13 protein-coding genes are annotated in these 19,256 nt (G+C 45.4%); 6 read left to right on the plus strand and 7 right to left on the minus strand.

The annotated features are described in order from the left end of the window. Window positions 1-11 precede the first annotated feature (11 nt). From AB6E52_RS00785 to AB6E52_RS00795, 3 genes are all read left to right on the plus strand, one after another. On the plus strand, window positions 12-1,973 hold the full coding sequence (locus AB6E52_RS00785; RefSeq protein WP_102319896.1) for a beta-N-acetylhexosaminidase: 1,962 nt from the start codon (window positions 12-14) through the stop codon (window positions 1,971-1,973). 127 nt (window positions 1,974-2,100) lie between these two features. After that, window positions 2,101-4,506, plus strand: coding sequence for a GH36-type glycosyl hydrolase domain-containing protein (locus AB6E52_RS00790; protein ID WP_102319895.1), 2,406 nt, complete (start codon window positions 2,101-2,103; stop codon window positions 4,504-4,506). A gap of 74 nt (window positions 4,507-4,580) precedes the next feature. Further along, the gene (locus AB6E52_RS00795; protein ID WP_102319894.1) at window positions 4,581-5,993 is read left to right on the plus strand and encodes a phosphoglucomutase/phosphomannomutase family protein; all 1,413 of its coding nucleotides are present in this window, start codon (window positions 4,581-4,583) and stop codon (window positions 5,991-5,993) included. A 150-nt stretch (window positions 5,994-6,143) separates the two neighbouring features. On the opposite strand, the gene AB6E52_RS00800 is transcribed toward AB6E52_RS00795, so the two are convergent. The 6 genes from AB6E52_RS00800 to AB6E52_RS00825 form a co-directional block, all read right to left on the minus strand. After that, window positions 6,144-7,172: an ABC transporter ATP-binding protein gene (locus AB6E52_RS00800; protein ID WP_017059417.1), complete on the minus strand. Its 1,029-nt coding sequence runs from the start codon at window positions 7,170-7,172 to the stop codon at window positions 6,144-6,146. Next, entirely contained in the window at window positions 7,172-8,797 is a 1,626-nt protein-coding gene (locus AB6E52_RS00805; protein ID WP_017059418.1) for an iron ABC transporter permease, read from the minus strand. The genes AB6E52_RS00800 and AB6E52_RS00805 overlap by 1 nt, the downstream gene beginning before the upstream one ends. A gap of 244 nt (window positions 8,798-9,041) precedes the next feature. Next, window positions 9,042-10,055, minus strand: a complete 1,014-nt coding sequence (locus AB6E52_RS00810; RefSeq protein WP_102319893.1) for a Fe(3+) ABC transporter substrate-binding protein — start codon at window positions 10,053-10,055, stop codon at window positions 9,042-9,044. A 295-nt stretch (window positions 10,056-10,350) separates the two neighbouring features. Further along, complete coding sequence (locus AB6E52_RS00815; RefSeq protein WP_017059420.1) at window positions 10,351-11,580, minus strand: ammonium transporter; 1,230 nt, start codon at window positions 11,578-11,580, stop codon at window positions 10,351-10,353. 27 nt (window positions 11,581-11,607) lie between these two features. Further along, window positions 11,608-11,946 carry a P-II family nitrogen regulator gene (gene glnK, locus AB6E52_RS00820; protein ID WP_004738200.1) on the minus strand — a complete coding sequence of 113 codons (339 nt, stop codon included), beginning with the start codon at window positions 11,944-11,946 and terminating at the stop codon, window positions 11,608-11,610. Between the two features lie 238 nt (window positions 11,947-12,184). After that, complete coding sequence (locus AB6E52_RS00825; protein ID WP_019824378.1) at window positions 12,185-12,553, minus strand: YacL family protein; 369 nt, start codon at window positions 12,551-12,553, stop codon at window positions 12,185-12,187. 131 nt (window positions 12,554-12,684) lie between these two features. Here AB6E52_RS00825 and AB6E52_RS00830 point away from each other — a divergent pair, with 131 nt between their 5' ends. The 3 genes from AB6E52_RS00830 (at window position 12,685) to AB6E52_RS00840 (ending at window position 16,382) form a co-directional block, all read left to right on the plus strand. After that, entirely contained in the window at window positions 12,685-13,839 is a 1,155-nt protein-coding gene (locus AB6E52_RS00830) for a sugar diacid recognition domain-containing protein (RefSeq protein ID WP_102319892.1), read from the plus strand. A gap of 127 nt (window positions 13,840-13,966) precedes the next feature. Further along, window positions 13,967-15,232 carry a GntP family permease gene (locus tag AB6E52_RS00835; RefSeq protein ID WP_017059423.1) on the plus strand — a complete coding sequence of 422 codons (1,266 nt, stop codon included), beginning with the start codon at window positions 13,967-13,969 and terminating at the stop codon, window positions 15,230-15,232. Between the two features lie 16 nt (window positions 15,233-15,248). Continuing rightward, complete coding sequence (locus AB6E52_RS00840) at window positions 15,249-16,382, plus strand: glycerate kinase (RefSeq protein ID WP_017059424.1); 1,134 nt, start codon at window positions 15,249-15,251, stop codon at window positions 16,380-16,382. A 101-nt stretch (window positions 16,383-16,483) separates the two neighbouring features. Here the strand turns inward: AB6E52_RS00840 and acnB are convergent, their stop codons facing one another. Beyond that, window positions 16,484-19,072, minus strand: coding sequence for a bifunctional aconitate hydratase 2/2-methylisocitrate dehydratase (acnB, locus tag AB6E52_RS00845; RefSeq protein WP_017059425.1), 2,589 nt, complete (start codon window positions 19,070-19,072; stop codon window positions 16,484-16,486). Between the last annotated feature and the right edge of the window lie 184 nt (window positions 19,073-19,256).

Consider the following 19,256-nt stretch of genomic DNA (forward strand, 5'->3'; position numbering starts at 1 on the left):
AGGGAAGTTATATGAATTATCGCATCGACTTAGCTGTTCTTTCTGAACAAAAAAATAACTGCCGATTTGGCCTTACGGTACATAACTTAAGTGACCTCGACGTAAAAGATTGGTCTCTGCACTTTGCATTTGATCGTTTCATCCTTCCAGAGAGTTTATCGCAAGGAGAGCTGACTCAAGTTGGCAGCTTTTGCTCATTCACACCAAGTTCGTCAGTGTTAAAGGCCAACAACCATTACTACCTTGAATTCAGTATTCAAAGCGCACCATTCCGCTTCTATTCTGATGGCCTTAACGATGCCTTTATCCAGTCACATAATGATGGAGAAACATCGGTACTCCCTGTCGCGATATCACCCATAGTACTGGCTTCGCCATACCGTGAACGCAATCAAATACCTGAAGTTAACGCTGCTGAGATTGCATTGATTCCTCAGCCTAATCAGATCGAATTTCAGCAAGGTAGTTTCGCGCTAAGTAACTTCGCGCTAAATAACGACTGCAGAATTGAGGTTCAATCTCATCTTGCTGATAAGGCAGTCTCTTGGTTCCAGCAAGAGTTGCTCTCGACCTTTGAGCTGTCTCTTTCGACCGCGCTTTCAGCTGAACTTTCAAAAGACGAAAGCGGCAACATTCTATTTCGCAGCAACCCGACGTTAGATGAAGCCGAATACAAACTGACCATCACTGCACAACAGATTATTGCTGAATCAGGCAGCCAGTCGGGCTTTACACACGCTGTGGCAAGCTTGATTCAACTAGTTCAACAACTGGACGCAGAGAACTTCTCTCTACCATGTTGCAAGATAGCCGACCAACCGCGCTTTAAGTACCGCGGCATGATGTTGGACTGCGCTCGTCACTTCCACTCAGTAGAGCAAGTGAAGCGTTTAATCAATCAACTGGCGCACTACAAGTTCAACGTATTTCATTGGCACCTAACTGACGATGAAGGTTGGAGAATTGAGATAAAGAGCCTGCCACAGCTAACAGAAATTGGCGCTTGGCGTGGCCCTGATCATGCACTAGAGCCGCAATATACCCACATTGCGGAAAACTACGGCGGCTTCTACACGCAACAACAAATTCGTGAAGTCATTGAATATGCAGAGCAACGCAGCATCACGGTGATCCCAGAGATCGATATTCCGGGACACTGCCGTGCCGCAATCAAATCACTGCCTGACATGTTGGTAGAGCAAGCTGACACTACTCAATACAAAAGCATTCAGCACTACAACGACAACGTCCTAAATCCAGGTTTACCAGGCACTTACCAATTTCTAGATGCAGTTATTGAAGAAGTCGCAGAGCTGTTCCCGAGCGAATTAATTCACATGGGTGCAGACGAAGTGCCACCGGGAGTGTGGAGCAACAGCCCTGCTGCTCAAGCGTTGATGAAAGAACACCAGTACCAAGACAGCAAAGACCTACAAGGTCACCTATTCCGCTATGCCGAAAACAAGCTTAAGCAACTCGGCAAACGCATGGTCGGCTGGGAAGAAGCACAGCACGGCGACAAAGTGAGTAAAGAGACCATCATCTACTCATGGCTCAGTGAAGAAGCGGCTGTCAATTGCGCTCGCCAAGGCTTTGATGTGGTGTTGCAACCTGCACAGTTTACCTATCTCGACATGACCCAAGATTATGCACCGGAAGAACCGGGCGTAGATTGGGCTGCCGTTATCCCATTAGAACAAGCTTATACCTACGAAGCACTTGCTGAGATATCCGACACCGACCCAATTCGTAAGCGGATCCGCGGAATTCAGTGTGCTCTATGGTGTGAGATCGTCACCAACCAAAAGCGTATGGATTACATGGTATTCCCAAGAATTAGCGCTTTAGCTGAAGGATGTTGGACACATAAAAACAACCGAAACTGGCTAGATTACCTATCTCGCCTAAAGGGGCATCTGCCATTACTCGACAAACTCAATGTTGATTATCGCAACCCTTGGAAAGCTCAATAAAACAAACCAAAGTGACACTCATATCGAGTGGTTGCTGACTCAAATTAAGGTGCTCAGTTAGATACGACTCAGCATCACTATTTAAAAATTAGCTGCATAGATGCAGTTTGTTAAAAAGGAAATGACAATGAAATACGGCTATTTCGATAACGACAATCGCGAATACGTCATCACTCGCCCTGATGTACCAGCACCTTGGACAAACTACCTAGGTACTGAAAAGTTTTGTACCGTGATTTCGCACAATGCGGGCGGTTACTCGTTCTACAATTCTCCGGAATACAACCGTGTTACTAAGTTCCGTCCAAACGGCACCTTTGACCGCCCAGGACACTATGTTTACCTGCGTGATGATGAGACGGGTGATTACTGGTCTATCTCTTGGCAACCAGTGGCAAAGAGCCTAGATGAAGCGAACTACGAAGTTCGTCACGGCCTGTCATACTCAAAGTTCAAATGTGAATACAGCGGCATTACCGCAACCAAGACGCTATTCGTACCTAAGGGTGAAGATGCAGAAGTTTGGGACGTTGTATTAAAGAACAACACTGACAAGCCACGTACTATCAGCACTTTCTCGTTTGTTGAGTTCTCTTTCAGCCATATTCAATCAGACAATCAAAACCATCAGATGTCTTTGTACTCTGCGGGCACGTCTTACCAAGAAGGTGTTCTGGAATACGACCTGTACTACAACACTAACGACTTTGAAGGCTTCTACTACCTAGCTTCAACTTTCTCACCAGACAGCTACGATGGCCAACGTGACAACTTCCTTGGTATGTACCGTGATGAAGCAAATCCAATTGCGGTTGAAAACGGTAAGTGTTCTAACAGCGCTCAAACTTGTTACAACCATTGTGGTTCTCTGCACAAGCAATTTACGATTCAACCCGGTGAAGAAGTTCGCTTTGCGTATGTACTCGGTATCGGTAAAGGCAACGGTGAACGCCTACGTGAGAAGTACCAAGACACAGCAAACGTAGACGCCGCTTTCCAAGGCATCAAAGATCACTGGGACGAGCGTTGCAACAAATTCCAAGTTAAGTCGCCAAACGAAGGCCTAGACACAATGATCAACACGTGGACGCTATACCAAGCGGAAACCTGTGTGGTTTGGTCACGCTTTGCATCATTCATCGAAGTTGGCGGTCGTACTGGTCTTGGTTACCGTGATACGGCTCAAGATGCTATTTCAGTACCCCATGCCAACCCACAAATGACCAAGAAACGTATTATCGACCTGCTTCGCGGCCAAGTGAAAGCGGGCTACGGTCTACACTTGTTCGATCCTGACTGGTTCGATCCAGAGAAAGCCGACGTTGAGCCATCAAAATCACCAACAGTTGTTCCAACACCGTCAGATGACGACAAGATCCACGGCATTGACGATACCTGTTCTGATGACCACCTATGGATCGTTCCGACCATTATCAAATACGTAATGGAAACCGGTGAGCACGACTTCTTTGATGAAGTGATCCCATACGCAGACGGTGGCGACGCGACAGTTTACGAACACATGAAAGCGGCACTGAACTTCTCTGCTGAATACGTGGGTCAAACGGGTATTTGTAAAGGCCTTCGTGCTGACTGGAATGACTGTTTGAACCTAGGTGGCGGTGAATCATCAATGGTTTCATTCCTACACTTCTGGGCGCTACAAGAATTCCTAGATCTTGCTAAGTTCCGTAATAACGATGCTGACGTTGCGAAATACACTGAAATGGCTGCTAACGTTCGCGAAGCGTGTGAAACGCACCTTTGGGATGACGAAGGCGGCTGGTACATCCGTGGTCTAACTAAAAATGGCGACAAGATCGGTACCGCTCAACAAGCTGAAGGTCGTGTACACCTTGAGTCAAACACGCTAGCCGTTCTATCTGGTGCTGTATCTCAAGAACGCGGTGAGAAAGCGATGGACGCTGTTGATGAGAACCTTTTCTCAGAATACGGCCTACACCTAAACTCTCCTTCATTTGCAACACCAAACGATGATATCGGTTTCGTAACTCGCGTTTACCAAGGCGTAAAAGAGAACGGCGCAATCTTCTCTCACCCTAACCCATGGGCCTGGGTAGCAGAAGCGAAACTAGGCCGTGGTGACCGTGCGATGAAATTCTATGACGCACTGAACCCATACAACCAAAACGACATGATTGAAACGCGTTACGCAGAACCATACTCGTACGTGCAGTTCATCATGGGTAAAGATCACCAAGACCACGGCCGTGCAAACCACCCTTGGTTAACCGGTACCTCTGGTTGGGCTTACTTCGCGGTAACCAACTTCATTCTTGGTGTTCGTACAGGCTTTGAAGGCTTAACGGTTGATCCTTGTATCCCGACTGATTGGCCAGAATTCGAGGTTACTCGTCAATGGCGTGGCGCAACTTACAACATCACAGTGCAAAACCCGAATGCAGTAAGCAAAGGCGTTGCCTCTATCACTATCAATGGTGAATCAGTTGAAGGCGCTATCCCAGTACAAGCAGAAGGCAGCGTGAACGATGTTGTCGTTGTTCTAGGCTAGTCACGCAATTTAACGAACAGCTCTTGTCTCAAGTCTTTACAGGCTTGAGACAATGAGACTAAAAGGATTTTCTAATGATTAAATTTGGTACAGGTGGCTGGCGCGCTTTCATTGGTGAGGAGTTCACTAGAGAAAACGTCCGTTTGGTAGCGCAAGCACTCGCTAACATCATCAACAACGAAGATGCAGCCAAGAATGGGTTTGTGATCGGCTATGACCGTCGTTTCCTTTCCGATAAAGCCGCATGTTGGTTTGCAGAAGTACTTGCGGCGAACAACATCAAAGTAAGCTTCATCGATAAGTTTGTTCCAACACCTATCGTGATGTTCCAAGCAAAAGAGATGGGATGCACCTACTCGGCGTGTATTACCGCCTCTCACAACCCAGCCGATTACAATGGCATCAAGGTATTCATTGAAGGTGGCCGTGATGCTGATGAGATCATCACAGAGAAGATCGAACAGCAAATCGCAACACTGACCAACGAAGATATTATTCGTGTCGATTTCGAGCAAGCGTTGAATGACAAAGAGATCGAAATCATCAACCCGATGAACGCCTTTGTTGATTCCATCATTAATGCCATCGATATTGAATCGATTAAGAAAGCGAATCTACGCGTGCTGATCGACCCAATGTTTGGTGTGGCGAAAAACGCTCTGCAAACCGTGCTGATTAACGGTCGCTGTGATGTCGACGTCATCAACGATGGCAAAAACCCAGATTTTGGTGGCTTAATGCCGTCGCCAAATGCTGCAACGCTGTATCGCTTGAAGCACTTAGTTGCAGCAGAAGGCTATGACATTGGTATTGGTACTGATGGCGATGCTGACCGTTTGGGAATCATCGATGAGAAAGGTCACTTCATTCACCCTAACGAAGTACTACTCCTACTTTACTACTACTTGCTGGAATACAAAGGTTGGAAGGGCTCTGTCGTTCGTAACATCGCAACCACACATCTACTGGATAAAGTCGCGGCGGATCATGGTGAGAAGAGCTTTGAGGTTCCTGTAGGCTTTAAGCACATCAGCTCACAAATGGAGGCCGATGACTCTCTGATTGGCGGCGAAAGTTCGGGGGGTTTAACCATTCGTGGTCATATCAAAGGTAAGGATGGCGTATTTGCTTCAAGCTTACTGGTTGAGATGATCAGTGTGACAGGCAAGAAGCTGTCTGAATTACTTGATGAGATTTACTCTAAATATGGCTATGCCTACACCGCAGAAGGCGATTATAAGTTTAAACCTTCAGAGAAAGAAGCGCTCTACACTAAGATCTACGTCGAGAAGCAACTGCCTGAATTTGAATACGAAATTGAAAGAGTCAGCTATGAAGATGGTGCCAAGGTGTACTTCAAGAATGGCGGCTGGGTGATTGCTCGCTTCTCAGGAACAGAGCCGTTACTGCGAATCTTCGCAGAAATGGAAGATAAAGACACTGCAGAACGTGTTCTTCAAAAAGTGAAAGACTTCCTCTCTCTATAGGCTTATAGAGTGCAGCAGTTTTGTATGGGACTTAACAAATCACTGCCTTGTTAAAGCCTATAAGTGAAGAACTCTTGCCCAGTACTTTGATTAAAGTGCTGGGCTTTTTTATCGCGATTCTTGTAACGATTAGTATCGCGTTATATCTCTTTAAAAAGCCAATACGCCTTTGGTATCGACTTTTACGTTGACCGGCATACCCACTTCAAGTGCTTCTGACGAGGTTGCTAATAACTTCTGACCATGCGCTTCGATTACATAACGACAGTGATCACCCATAAATTGCTGTTCTAGCACCGAAATAGCACTATCTTGCTCGTAACTTGCTTGGATATGCTGGGGCCTTAGCAGAAGCTCACATGTATTGCCGAACTCAATCTCCGTTTGCGGTTTGGCTTCAACCATACCCAAACTGGTTTCAAATTCATGCTCCGAAATACGCTGTGCATTGAGGTAGCTACCGCCACCCAAAAAGTCTGCAACAAACTTACTTGAAGGATGGAAATACAACTCAGATGCCGAACCATACTGCTCAATCACACCATGGTTCATTACTGCCATTTTATCTGCAAATGCGAACGCTTCTTCACGGCTGTGAGTTACGAAGATAGCTGTAACACCCTGCTTCTTAAAAATCTTGCGAATCTGAGAAATCAGCTCATGACGAACCTGAGTATCGATGTTTGAGAATGGTTCATCTAACAGTAGCAAGTCTGGCTTGTACGCCAAAGAACGAGCAATAGCGACACGCTGTTGTTGACCACCTGAAAGTTGGTGTGGGTAGCGGTCACCGTACTCATCTAAGTGAACCAACTCCAGCATCTCTTGAACTTTGTCTTTCTTTTGCTGCTCAGAAAGGTCTTTCAAGCCAAAGCCGACATTCTGGTTTACCGTCAGGTGCGGAAACAGGGCGTAATCTTGGAAAATCATACCAATGTTACGCTGCTCTGGTGGCAACCAATTCTCGCCATCATCAATGGTTTGACAGTTCAAACTCATCACACCGCTACTCAATGGAAGTAAGCCCGCAATCGCCTTCAGTAAGGTCGTTTTACCGCAGCCACTCGCACCAAGAAGACAAACAATTTCACCATGCTCAACTTCTAACGAGAGCGCTTCCAAAATGGTTTGCGACTCATACTTACAAGTCAGATCTTTAATTGATAATGCACAACTCATTAGTTTTTCTGCTCCAAGGAACGGTTTACGATGATTAGAGGAATTAAACCCACCAACACCAATAATACAGCAGGCATCGCCGCCAATTCTAGGTGCTCATCTGAGGCATAGTTATAAACATAAGTCGCCAATGTTTCGAAGTTGAAAGGACGCAGCAGCAAGGCCGCATTCAACTCTTTCATTGATTCGATAAACACCAGTAAGCCAGCGATTAATGCGCCACGTTTAATCAAAGGTAAATGAACACGGCGTAACATCTGATTGGTATTGCAACCCATGGTTTTTGAGGCCATATCCAATGAAGGGGATACTTTACTCAAGCTGCTTTCAATACTGCCAATTGCCACTGCAGAGAAACGTACGACCATGGCAAAAATTAGCGCGAACATGGAGCCAGAGAAGATCAAACCAGGTCGCCCCCACTCCATCACTTTCGCAATGTCATTGACCAAGTGATCCATGAACAAAACAGGTACCATCACCCCAATCGCTAACACGGTGCCTGGAACGGCATAGCCCATCGAAGCGAGACGCATATAAGCCTGATTTTTCTTACTCGGACTAACGCGTTGGTTAAAGTTAACAATCATCGCGATAATCACGCCAATAATTGCAGCAGCTACCGAAACGTAAAGGCTGTTGATGGCATATTCTCTGAATTCAGGGGTCCAGCTTTGAGCAAAATATTTGTAGGCGTAAATAATGAGCTGGCCAAGAGGGAATAAGAACGCAACGCAAACTAATCCCCAGCACCAGAATAGTGCCAGCCATTTTTTCCAACCAGAAAGGTCGTAACGAAAATCTTCGCGGCTGCTGAACTGATTCTGGAATAGCTTCTGCTTACGGCGACTGTATCGCTCTGAGCTCAACAGTAGGATCACGATAACCAGCATGATTGCCGATATTTTCGCAGCTGCCGTTAAGCTTGAGTAGCCTAGCCAAGTATCATAAACCGCAGTCGTTAAAGTATTTACCGCAAAGTAACTCACGGTACCAAAGTCACCGATGGTCTCCATAGCAACAAGCGATAAACCGACCGCCATTGATGGACGAACAAGTGGTAAGGAGATACGACGGAAGCTTTCCCAAGGCGAGCATTTTAGCAAACGAGCAGATTGTAATAAGGAGACGTTTTGCTCCATAAATGCCGCGCGGCACAGCAAATAAACATAAGGATAGAGAACGAGAGACAGAACAATAATAGCGCCGGATAAGGTTCTAATATCTGGGAACCAATACTCACCGGGTCCCCACCCAGTAAGATCTCGCAGTAGAACCTGAACAGGGCCGGCAAAGTCGAACCAATCGGTAAAGATATAGCCAACAATATAGCCTGGCATTGCTAATGGCAGGACGAGTGCCCACTGCAAAACACGCTCTCCCGGAACACGGCACATTGCCATAACCCAAGCCGACGGAATACCAAAAACTAAAGACAGGAACATGGTTCCTATGACTAAAACCACCGTATTGTAGGCATAGGTAGGCATCACTGTGGACATCAGATGAGAAAATAGCTCATCTGTTTCTCCAACAGCCGTCGTAAAAATCGCTAAGATCGGTAAGACCAGTAATACAGCAATAATGCCGCTACTGGTGTTCCATAAATAATTCTTTTCTTTCATCGCCTAACTACAACGAGGCTTAATGAAACACAAATGCATTTGCAAATACATCTCATATCCTTTTAATGGTGGGGTTATTTATACCCATATACTCTAATGACTTCAAGGTGAGATGCTAATAACTCAAGGGATCAACGGGGTGCTTTGTATCAAAAAGTGATTTTCCAATAACAAACAACCCCAAGTAGCCAAAATGGCGACTTGAGGTTGTCATTTTACTTAGGCCGAAGCCTACCGTAATAAATTATAGATCGAACTTAACTTCGTCTAATAGCTTGATTGCAGCCGCGTGGTGGTTTGCAATTTCGTCTAGAGAAATAGTATCCGCTTTGAACTCGCCCCATGAAGCAACAAGCTCAGAAGGTTTAACATCAGCTTTCACTGGGTATTCATAGTTCACTTCTGCATACATGCTTTGTGCTGTGTTACCCGATAGGAATTCCATTAGCTTAACGGCATTCTCTTCGTTTGGAGAGTATTTAGCCATTGCCATACCAGAGATATTCACGTGAGTACCCGTTGTCTCTTGGTTAGGGAAGTTAATGTAAACAGCGTCAGCCCAAGCTTTTTGCTCTTTATCGTTAACCATCTTGCCTAGGTAGTAGCTGTTACCAAGAGCAACATCACATAGGCCTTCTTTAATCGCTTTAACTTGTGCACGATCGTTACCTTGAGGCTTGCGTGCTAGGTTTGCTTTTACGCCTTCTAGCCATTCTTTCGTTTCAGCTTCACCTTTGTGAGCAATCATCGAAGATACTAGAGAAACATTGTATGGGTGCTTACCACTACGAGTACAGATTTTGCCTTTAAATTCAGGCTTAGTTAGATCTTCGTAAGTGAACTCTTCACCTAGACGACCAACACGGTCACGTGAAGAATAAACGCTACGTGTACGAGTTGTTAGAGCGAACCACTCGTTATCTGTATCTTGGTATTGAGCTGGGATGTTCTTTTCAAGTACATCGCTCTCTACAGATTGAACTAGACCTTGTTTAGTTAGCTCAGATAGACGGCTGATATCTACAGTTAAGACAACGTCAGCTGGGCTGTATTCACCCTCTTGAGCTAACTTCTCTGCTAAACCTTTTTTAGCAAACTTAACGTTTACTTTAATACCAGTCTCTTTTGTGAACTCTTTGAACATTGGCTCAACAAGGAAAGGTTGACGGTAAGAGTATACGTTTACTTCTTCCGCAGCCATTGCTGTCGGGGCAATTACACCACACGCTAGAGCTGAAAGTGTTAGCAGTTTCTTCATTGTAAAATCCTTTATATCGAAATGATAATGTCTATCAGTTGCGTTATTATATTCATCATTAACATAATTACAATGACGACCAACAAAAAATCCGTCTACTCAGACCATTCAAACTCTCACTTTTGTAACAAACCATTTCAACTTTGTGTCTTGTCGTTCCCCTTAAACAATGAGCCTAACTTCAACGTTCGTGTTTATATATTGTGCAACCGTAAATACAACAAAGCCCCGCAACAAGAGTTGCGGGGCTTTCTTTGTCCAACCTAACCCATTCAGATTAGGCGACGACTGTTGATTATTTTACTGATACAAACTCAGGGTAAGCGCCGACACCACAATCGTGCATGTCCATACCTTCAAGTTCTTCATCTTCCGTTACTCGGATACCGATTGTTGCTTTAAGCACCGCCCATACTGCTAGGCTAGCACCGAATACCCATGCAAAGATGACTGCTGCACCCATTAGCTGAGCACCAAACGTTGCATCAGCGTTGCTTAGTGGCACAGCCATTAGACCGAAGAAACCACATACACCGTGTACAGAGATAGCACCTACTGGATCATCAATCTTAGCTTTGTCTAGAGCGATGATGCTGAATACAACCAATGCACCAGATACCGAACCAATCGCTACAGCAAATAGAGGTGATGGTGATAGAGGGTCTGCAGTGATTGCTACTAGGCCAGCTAACGCGCCGTTAAGAATCATTGTTAGGTCTGCTTTACCCCAAGTTGTTTTACATACTAGTAGTGCTGCAATTGCGCCTGCTGCTGCTGCTGCGTTGGTGTTAAGGAAGATTTGACCTACTGCTGTTGCGTTCTCAAAATCCGAAACCATCAGTTGAGAACCGCCGTTGAAACCGAACCAACCGAACCAAAGGATAAATGTACCTAGCGTTGCAAGTGGCATGTTTGAACCAGGAATCGGGTAGATTTCACCGTTCTTACCGTATTTACCTTTACGAGCACCGAGTAGTAGAACACCAGCTAACGCTGCTGCTGCACCAGCCATGTGTACGATACCTGAACCTGCGAAGTCACTGAAACCCGCTTCTGATAGGAAACCACCGCCCCAAGTCCAATAACCTTCAACAGGGTAAATGAACGCTGTTAGTACTACAGAGAAGATTAGGAATGACCAAAGCTTCATACGCTCAGCAACCGCACCAGATACTACAGACATTGCTGTTGCAACGAATACTACCTGGAAGAAGAAGTCTGATTCTAGAGAGTGATCTGCGCCTTCACCTTGTGTACCAATTAGAGTACCAAATGATGGCAACCAACCGCCTTCACCGTTGTCGACATACATGATGTTGTAACCAACCACTAAGAAAGCTGTACAAGCAATTGCGTACAAACAGATGTTCTTAGTTAAAATTTCTGTGGTGTTCTTTGAACGAACTAGGCCAGCTTCTAACATCGCGAAGCCTGCTGCCATCCACATTACCAACGCACCTGAAATGAGGAAGAAAAAAGTGTCTAGTGCGTAACGTAGTTCCGTTACTGTTGTTGTAAGTTCCATATTAAAGTCTCCAGTCCTTGTAATTCTTTAAAGTGCTTCAGCATCCATTTCACCAGTACGAATTCGTACGGCTTGGCTTAGGTCATACACAAAAATTTTGCCGTCGCCGATTTTTCCGGTGTGTGCCGCTTGGCTAATCGCTTCAACAACTCGGTCAACATTCTCAGCTTGGGTAGCAATCTCTAGCTTCACCTTTGGTAGGAAATCCACTTGGTACTCTGCACCACGATACAATTCAGTGTGTCCCTTCTGACGACCAAAGCCTTTCACTTCAGAAACAGTCATACCTTCAATACCCACATCAGAGAGCGCTTCGCGTACATCGTCTAATTTGAATGGCTTAACAATGGCATTTATTAATTTCATATTCGTTCCTTAAATTCTTACTTAATCCGTTAATTCTCTTATTACAATCCAAGTAGCGTGCCAAAAAGTTAAGTGCTTGATTTTAAATAAGATGAAGATAATAAGGTCGTAATAACGAAAAAGGCCGCACCAACATGGTGCAGCCTTTTCACTATCTTAATGCGCGATGCTCTTATTGCTCCAGTTTTGGGCAACGGAGCCTTCAAAGCTCTGAATGACTAACAAATAGGTCTTAGGACTAGTAACCTAAAAAATCCATCCAGCGTTCGATGAGCAGTTCGAAATCGTCGATTCCACAGCTTGCTTGGCTTTCACAGTTATAGAAGTCGAACTCACTGCCCTCTTCCATCTCTTGCTCATGCGCTAACACGTTTTCTTGAATCGTTACTTCGTCTTCATTAATCGCAAGGCTAATCTCTTTGCCAAGCAACGTCACTTCATTGCTCAAGTCCTGTCGAGATTGCTCAATCAACGCCATCACATGATCTAATTTTTGCTTATCTTTACCGATCTCTTCTTGAAGCCAACGGCCAACAATCTCATGGCCCATGCTGCATTTCACATAGTATTCACCCATTAGAGTGTTTCTAGTAAATTCAAACTCCATAACTCAACCTATACTGCATTAATACTCAAGCGATACTATTTCTGAGTATACCATTGTCTTGTCAGAAACGAGCGTATTGACGAATTTATCGTTACGATCCAACCTACACAGTCAATGAAGAGGAGGGCTCTATGCAGTTGAACGAAATGATTGCCAAACAAATTGTCGAACGAACCATGAAGATCATCCCACACTCGATTAATGTGATGGATAATAAAGGTCGCATTATTGGATCCAGTGATCCTACTCGCTTATACCAAAAACATGAAGGAGCGGTACTTGCCATCAACGAATCACGAGTCGTTAATATTGACGAAGCCACTGCCGAACACCTAAAAGGGGTTAAGCCTGGAGTTAATTTACCGATTCTATTTCAGGATAATGTCATTGGGGCGATTGGGGTTTCTGGGACACTGCAGCAAGTTCATCATTTTGGTGAGCTGGTGAAGATGACCGCTGAGCTTATTGTTGAACAAGCTGTACTTATGTCTCAAGTAGAATGGAATAAGAGGCATCGTGAAGAATTGGTATTGCAATTAATCCGAGGTAGCACGCTTAATGACATGCAACTGCAATCCATCGCACAGCGTCTGGATCTCGACCTTGCACAACCGCGGATTGCCGCCATCGTCAAGGTGTTACCGATAGGAGACACTGCGCCTTCATTGGAAAACTTACAGCAATTAGTACATTTACTTGAATATCCCGAGCGCGATAATTTAGTCGGTATCTTGTCTGTTTCACAAAACGAAGTGGTGGTACTCAAGCCTATAACCCTGATAGGGAACAGCTGGTCCAAGGATGCAGAAGCCAAGCGCGTGAAATTGCTACTCAAAAGAATAAAGAAAGAAGCTAAGTTTCAAATCAAGATTGCGCTTGGGGATTACTTTACCGGACTTTCTGGTTTAGCACGCTCATATGATACCGCTGAGCTCACTATGCGCAGTGTCGGTAACCGCCCCGGAGACATGTTTTTCTATCAAGACTATCGACTGCCGGCCATTATGAGTAGCCTGTTACAAGATCCATGGATTCGTGAGCAACTGGAGCAGTCTTACCTACATCTTCAACAACAGGACAGTAAAGGGATACTGATCAAAACTTTGAAGACATATTTAAAGCAGAACTGTGATTCAGCTCTCACCTGTAACGAACTACATATCCATCGCAATACGCTACGCTATCGAACAGACAAGATAAACCAAATAACATCATTAAATATCAACAATATAGACGATCTATTTCAACTCTACATTGCAATAAATCTATTCCACTGGTCGAGCTAAAAAATGTGCAACTGCACAATTTAAAAGGACCGATTTGAGCACTTATTTGTAGAGAATGACAAAGACTTACCAACCCTATATCTTTATATTTGCCGAAAATGACACATCGTTATCTGGGAAATAGAACATGATTGAAGTTTCAACTCTTGGCGCACTTTCAGCATTGATTGTTGCTATCGCGCTCATCCTTAAAAAAGTGCCACCCACCTACGGCATGATCATCGGTGCTTTGGTTGGCGGCGTGGTTGGCGGCGTTTCTCTCACCGAAACCGTTGAGTTAATGATAGGTGGTGCCCAAGGGATCGTCACTTCAGTGATGCGAATTCTCGCCGCTGGTGTGTTGGCTGGCGTACTAATTGAATCAGGGGCGGCTACCTCGATTGCAGAATCCATCATCAAAAAAGTAGGCGAAACTCGCGCCTTACTTGCTCTTGCCATTGCGACCATGATTTTAACCGCTGTTGGCGTTTTCGTTGATGTGGCCGTTATCACGGTTTCTCCTATTGCACTGGCTATTGCTCGCCGCGCAGACCTTTCTAAAACCGCGATCCTTTTGGCGATGGTGGGCGGCGGTAAAGCAGGTAATGTCATGTCGCCTAACCCAAATGCCATTGCGGCGGCTGATGCGTTCAATGTTCCGTTAACCTCTGTGATGGCTGCAGGCGTGATTCCGGGTCTATTTGGGCTGCTTTTCGCCTACTTCTTGGCAAAGCGCCTCGTCAATAAAGGTTCAAAAGTAGCGGAAAGTGAAGTGGTCAAAGCGGATCAAAGTTCACTGCCAAGCTTTTCTTCTTCAATCGTTGCACCGTTAGTGGCTATTGCCCTACTCGCGCTGCGACCACTCGCTGATATCAATGTTGATCCTCTAATTGCATTACCCTTGGGTGGATTGCTGGGTGCACTGGCTATGGGTCGCTTCAAACAAGCCAATAGCTTTGCGGTTTCAGGCTTGTCTCGTATGGCACCGGTTGCTGTAATGCTACTGGGCACAGGAACCATTGCAGGCATCATTGCTAACTCAGGACTAAAAGCTGATCTGATTGAAGTGCTGACGATGTCTGGGCTGCCTTCTTACTTACTTGCTCCGTTTTCTGGCGCACTGATGGCACTATCAACCGCATCGACAACTGCCGGAACAGTAGTGGCATCGAATGTATTTGCCAGCACCATTCTTGAGCTAGGTGTTCCAGCTCTCGCAGGCGCAGCAATGATCCACTCTGGTGCGACAGTACTTGACCATATGCCACATGGTAGCTTCTTCCATGCCACGGGTGGTGCGGTACATATGAGTATTCATGAACGTCTAAAACTCATCCCTTATGAGTCAGCGGTCGGTCTTGTTATCGCCTTCGTCTCAGTAATGATCTTCGGTGTATTTGGTCTGTTTGTTTAAGTTTAAAGGTATCAAAATGAAAATTGTAATTGCTCCTGACTCATATAAAGAAAGCCTATCAGCAATGGGCGTTGCTCAAGCGATTGAAGATGGCTTTAAACAGCTAATACCAAACGCCGAATACGTAAAATTACCAATGGCTGATGGTGGTGAAGGCACAGTACAATCTCTGGTGGATGCGACCAATGGCTCTATCATCCAACATCCAGTGATTGGTCCATTAGGTGAAATTGTCGAAGGCTTCTACGGTATGTTCGGTGACGGTAAAACTGCCATTATTGAAATGGCGGCCGCTTCCGGCCTAGATTTAGTCTCTCCAGAACAACGTAATCCACTAAAAACCACTACCTATGGTACGGGTGAGTTGATCAAAGCCGTATTAGATAAAGGTGTTGAGCATATTATTATTGGCATTGGTGGTAGTGCGACCAATGATGGTGGCTTAGGAATGGCTCAAGCGCTAGGCATTCGTATGCTAGATGCAGAGGGTCACGAGCTGGTGTTTGGTGGTGGTGAACTGTCAAAACTGACAACCATTGATCTCACCAACCTCGACCCACGCCTACAAAACGTACGCTTAGAGGTCGCTTGTGATGTCGATAATCCATTATGCGGACCAAAAGGGGCATCACAGGTATTCGGTCCGCAAAAAGGCGCAACACCAGAAATGGTTGAGCTGTTAGATGCTAACCTTGCTCATTATGCCAGTATCATGAAAAACCAGTTAGGCGTCGATGTCATTGATCTCCCTGGTGCTGGCGCGGCAGGCGGTCTAGGCGCGGCACTTGTTGGCCTGTTAAATGCGGAGCTTCGCCCTGGTATTAACATCGTAATGGACGCCGTCAATTTAGATGAAATAGTCTCAGATGCTGATCTTGTGATTACAGGAGAGGGGCGCATTGATAGCCAAACCATTCATGGCAAAACACCGATTGGTGTCGCTCGCACAGCCAAAAAACATAAACTGCCTGTCATCGGTATTGCCGGCTGTCTAGCCAGTGATTGTGGTGTGGTTCATGAGCATGGTATCGACGCGGTATTTGCGGTAGTGAACCGTTCAGTAGACTTGCCGACAGCTTTGGCTGAAGCGGCTGAAAATATTGAACTTACTGCTCGCAATGTTGCAGCAATGTATACGATTAAGCACTAATCGAGCTCTCTGTAAGCTAAAAGCAATTTTCGCTGTATGCTAAAAGCAATTAAGGCCGCTATTCACAGCGGCCTTAATTATATTTACAACAAAATCAGACGTTACGCAGGCTCTTGGAAGATAACCGTGTCTGCTTTTTCCGTGTACTGACCCATTTTATGGAAGTTCAGGTAACGGTATGTATCAGCAGCCGTTGCATTAATCTTCTCAGCGTACTCTAAGTACTCTTCTTTCGTTGGGATGCGACCTAGAATCGCGCCAACAGCAGAAAGCTCAGCAGAAGCCAGATAAACGTTCGCGCCATTACCTAAGCGGTTCGGGAAGTTACGCGTTGACGTCGACATAACCGTCGAAGCATCAGCAACACGAGCTTGGTTACCCATACATAGTGAACAGCCAGGAGTTTCGATACGTACCCCAGCACGACCGAAGATGCCGTAGTAGCCTTCTTCTGTCAGTTGGTCTTTATCCATCTTCGTTGGCGGAGCAACCCATAGGCGAGTGTTTAGAGAACCATTGAACTCTTCAAGCATCTTACCAGCGGCACGGAAGTGGCCGATGTTGGTCATACAAGAACCGATGAACACTTCTTGAATCTCTGTGCCTTGAACGTCAGATAGAAGACGAGCATCATCTGGATCGTTTGGTGCACATAGGATTGGTTGATCGATATCAGCAAGGTCAATCTCGATAACGTGCGCGTATTCCGCATCTGAATCAGCAGACAGCAACTCAGGGTTAGCTAGCCACTCTTCCATTGCTGTAATACGACGCTCAATCGTACGAACATCACCGTAACCTTCAGCGATCATCCACTTCAGCATCACGATGTTCGAGTTCAAGTACTCAGAGATAGACTCTTCAGAAAGCTTAACGGTACAACCTGCAGCAGAACGCTCAGCAGATGCATCAGAAAGCTCAAATGCTTGCTCAACAGATAAGTGCTCAACACCTTCAATTTCTAGTACACGACCAGAGAATTCGTTGATCTTACCGGCTTTCTCTACCGTTAGTAGGCCTTGCTTGATGCCGTAAAGAGGAATGGCATGTACTAGGTCACGTAGCGTGATACCCGGTTGCATTTCACCTTTAAAGCGAACCAAGATAGATTCAGGCATATCAAGAGGCATAACGCCTGTTGCTGCAGCAAATGCTACCAAGCCAGAACCCGCAGGGAATGAAATACCTAGAGGGAAACGAGTATGCGAGTCACCACCTGTACCTACAGTATCAGGAAGAAGCATACGGTTTAGCCATGAGTGGATAACGCCATCACCCGGACGAAGTGAAACACCCGCACGATTCATGATGAAATCAGGTAGCGTATGGTGAGTGTTTACATCGACTGGTTTAGGGTATGCCGATGTGTGACAGAAAGACTGCATTACAAGGTCTGCAGAGAAACCAAGACACGCCAGATCTTTAAGCTCATCACGAGTCATAGGACCGGTCGTATCTTGAGAACCGACTGTCGTCATTTTAGGTTCACAGTACTGACCAGCACGAACACCTTCAACGCCACATGCTTTACCAACCATCTTCTGAGCTAGCGTGTAGCCTTTATCAGATGCAGATGGATCGATTGGTTTAGCAAACAGATCCGTTTCAGCTAGACCTAGAGCGTCACGAGCACGACCCGTTAGACCACGACCGATGATCAGTGGAATACGGCCACCAGCACGCACTTCATCAAGAAGTACTTTGCTTAGCTCAAAGTTTGAAATCACAGAACCGTTCTTGTGAACAACACCTTCGTACGGGTAGATATCAATGATATCGCCCATGTTCATGTCTTGTACGTTCAGTTCAATGGGTAGTGCGCCTGAATCTTCCATTGTGTTGTAGAAGATTGGTGCAATTTTACCACCAAGACAAACACCGCCAGTACGCTTGTTTGGTACGAATGGGATATCTTCACCCATGAACCAAAGTACTGAGTTTGTTGCCGATTTACGTGAAGAACCTGTACCAACAACATCACCAACGTAAGCCAGTGGAATGCCATCTTTTTGCATTTCTTCAATTTGTTTGATTGGACCAACGCTACCCTGTTCATCAGGAGTAATGCCATCACGTTCCATCTTCAGCATCGCTTTCGCGTGTACTGGGATGTCAGGACGTGACCATGCATCAGGCGCTGGAGATAGGTCATCGGTGTTCGTTTCACCAGTGACTTTAAATACTTTTACTGTGATTTTTTCTGCTACTTTATCTTTCGCTGTAAACCATTCAGCATCAGCCCAAGATTGAAGTACTTGTTGTGCAGCAGCATTGCCAGCTTTCGCTTTCTCTTCTACGTCATAGAACGCATCGAACATCAGTAGAGTATGAGATAGCGCTTTAACAGCGATTGGAGCAAGCTCAGCATCGTCTAGTAGAGATACTAGAGATTCGATGTTGTAACCGCCTTGCATGGTACCAAGCAGTTCTGCAGCTTTTGCTTTGCTTACTAGTGGCGAAGCTACTTCACCTTTAGTGATAGCCGTAAGGAAGCCAGCTTTTACGTAAGCAGCTTCATCTACACCCGGTGGAATGCGATTTTCTAGTAGGTCAAGAATGATTTCTTCTTCACCTTGAGGTGGATTCTTCAGAAGTTCAACTAGGCCAGCTACCTGCTCAGCATCTAGTGGTTTTGGAACAACTCCTTCGGCAGCACGTTCTTCGACGTGTTTACGGTAGGCTTCAAGCACGACTTTTTTCCTCTCATTGCGGTTCACTTCTTCCCTTCATAATTGTTAGTAAAATAAAGAAGTGAACATCCTTGGAAACTTGGCTCTCCATTGCCATTTTTGTCATTCAATTTGTATTGATGAGCGGCGTCATAGAGGCCAAACTGTGGGCGGTAGAATAGCAAATTTAACGTTAAATTAAAAT

Origin of the sequence: Vibrio sp. 10N.247.311.13 (assembly GCF_041467595.1) — a bacterium.
Taxonomy (GTDB): domain Bacteria; phylum Pseudomonadota; class Gammaproteobacteria; order Enterobacterales; family Vibrionaceae; genus Vibrio; species Vibrio crassostreae_C.

Excerpts from the sequence above, each read along its gene's own strand:
- AB6E52_RS00840 (WP_017059424.1), top strand. The coding sequence starts at position 15,249 with ATGAAAATTGTAATTGCTCCTGACTCATATAAAGAAAGCCTATCAGCA.
- AB6E52_RS00800 (WP_017059417.1), bottom strand. The coding sequence starts at position 7,172 with ATGAGTTGTGCATTATCAATTAAAGATCTGACTTGTAAGTATGAGTCG.
- AB6E52_RS00830 (WP_102319892.1), top strand. The coding sequence starts at position 12,685 with ATGCAGTTGAACGAAATGATTGCCAAACAAATTGTCGAACGAACCATG.
- glnK (WP_004738200.1), bottom strand. The coding sequence starts at position 11,946 with ATGAAATTAATAAATGCCATTGTTAAGCCATTCAAATTAGACGATGTA.
- AB6E52_RS00815 (WP_017059420.1), bottom strand. The coding sequence starts at position 11,580 with ATGGAACTTACAACAACAGTAACGGAACTACGTTACGCACTAGACACT.
- AB6E52_RS00790 (WP_102319895.1), top strand. The coding sequence starts at position 2,101 with ATGAAATACGGCTATTTCGATAACGACAATCGCGAATACGTCATCACT.
- AB6E52_RS00785 (WP_102319896.1), top strand. The coding sequence starts at position 12 with ATGAATTATCGCATCGACTTAGCTGTTCTTTCTGAACAAAAAAATAAC.
- AB6E52_RS00835 (WP_017059423.1), top strand. The coding sequence starts at position 13,967 with ATGATTGAAGTTTCAACTCTTGGCGCACTTTCAGCATTGATTGTTGCT.
- AB6E52_RS00805 (WP_017059418.1), bottom strand. The coding sequence starts at position 8,797 with ATGAAAGAAAAGAATTATTTATGGAACACCAGTAGCGGCATTATTGCT.
- AB6E52_RS00795 (WP_102319894.1), top strand. The coding sequence starts at position 4,581 with ATGATTAAATTTGGTACAGGTGGCTGGCGCGCTTTCATTGGTGAGGAG.
- AB6E52_RS00810 (WP_102319893.1), bottom strand. The coding sequence starts at position 10,055 with ATGAAGAAACTGCTAACACTTTCAGCTCTAGCGTGTGGTGTAATTGCC.
- AB6E52_RS00825 (WP_019824378.1), bottom strand. The coding sequence starts at position 12,553 with ATGGAGTTTGAATTTACTAGAAACACTCTAATGGGTGAATACTATGTG.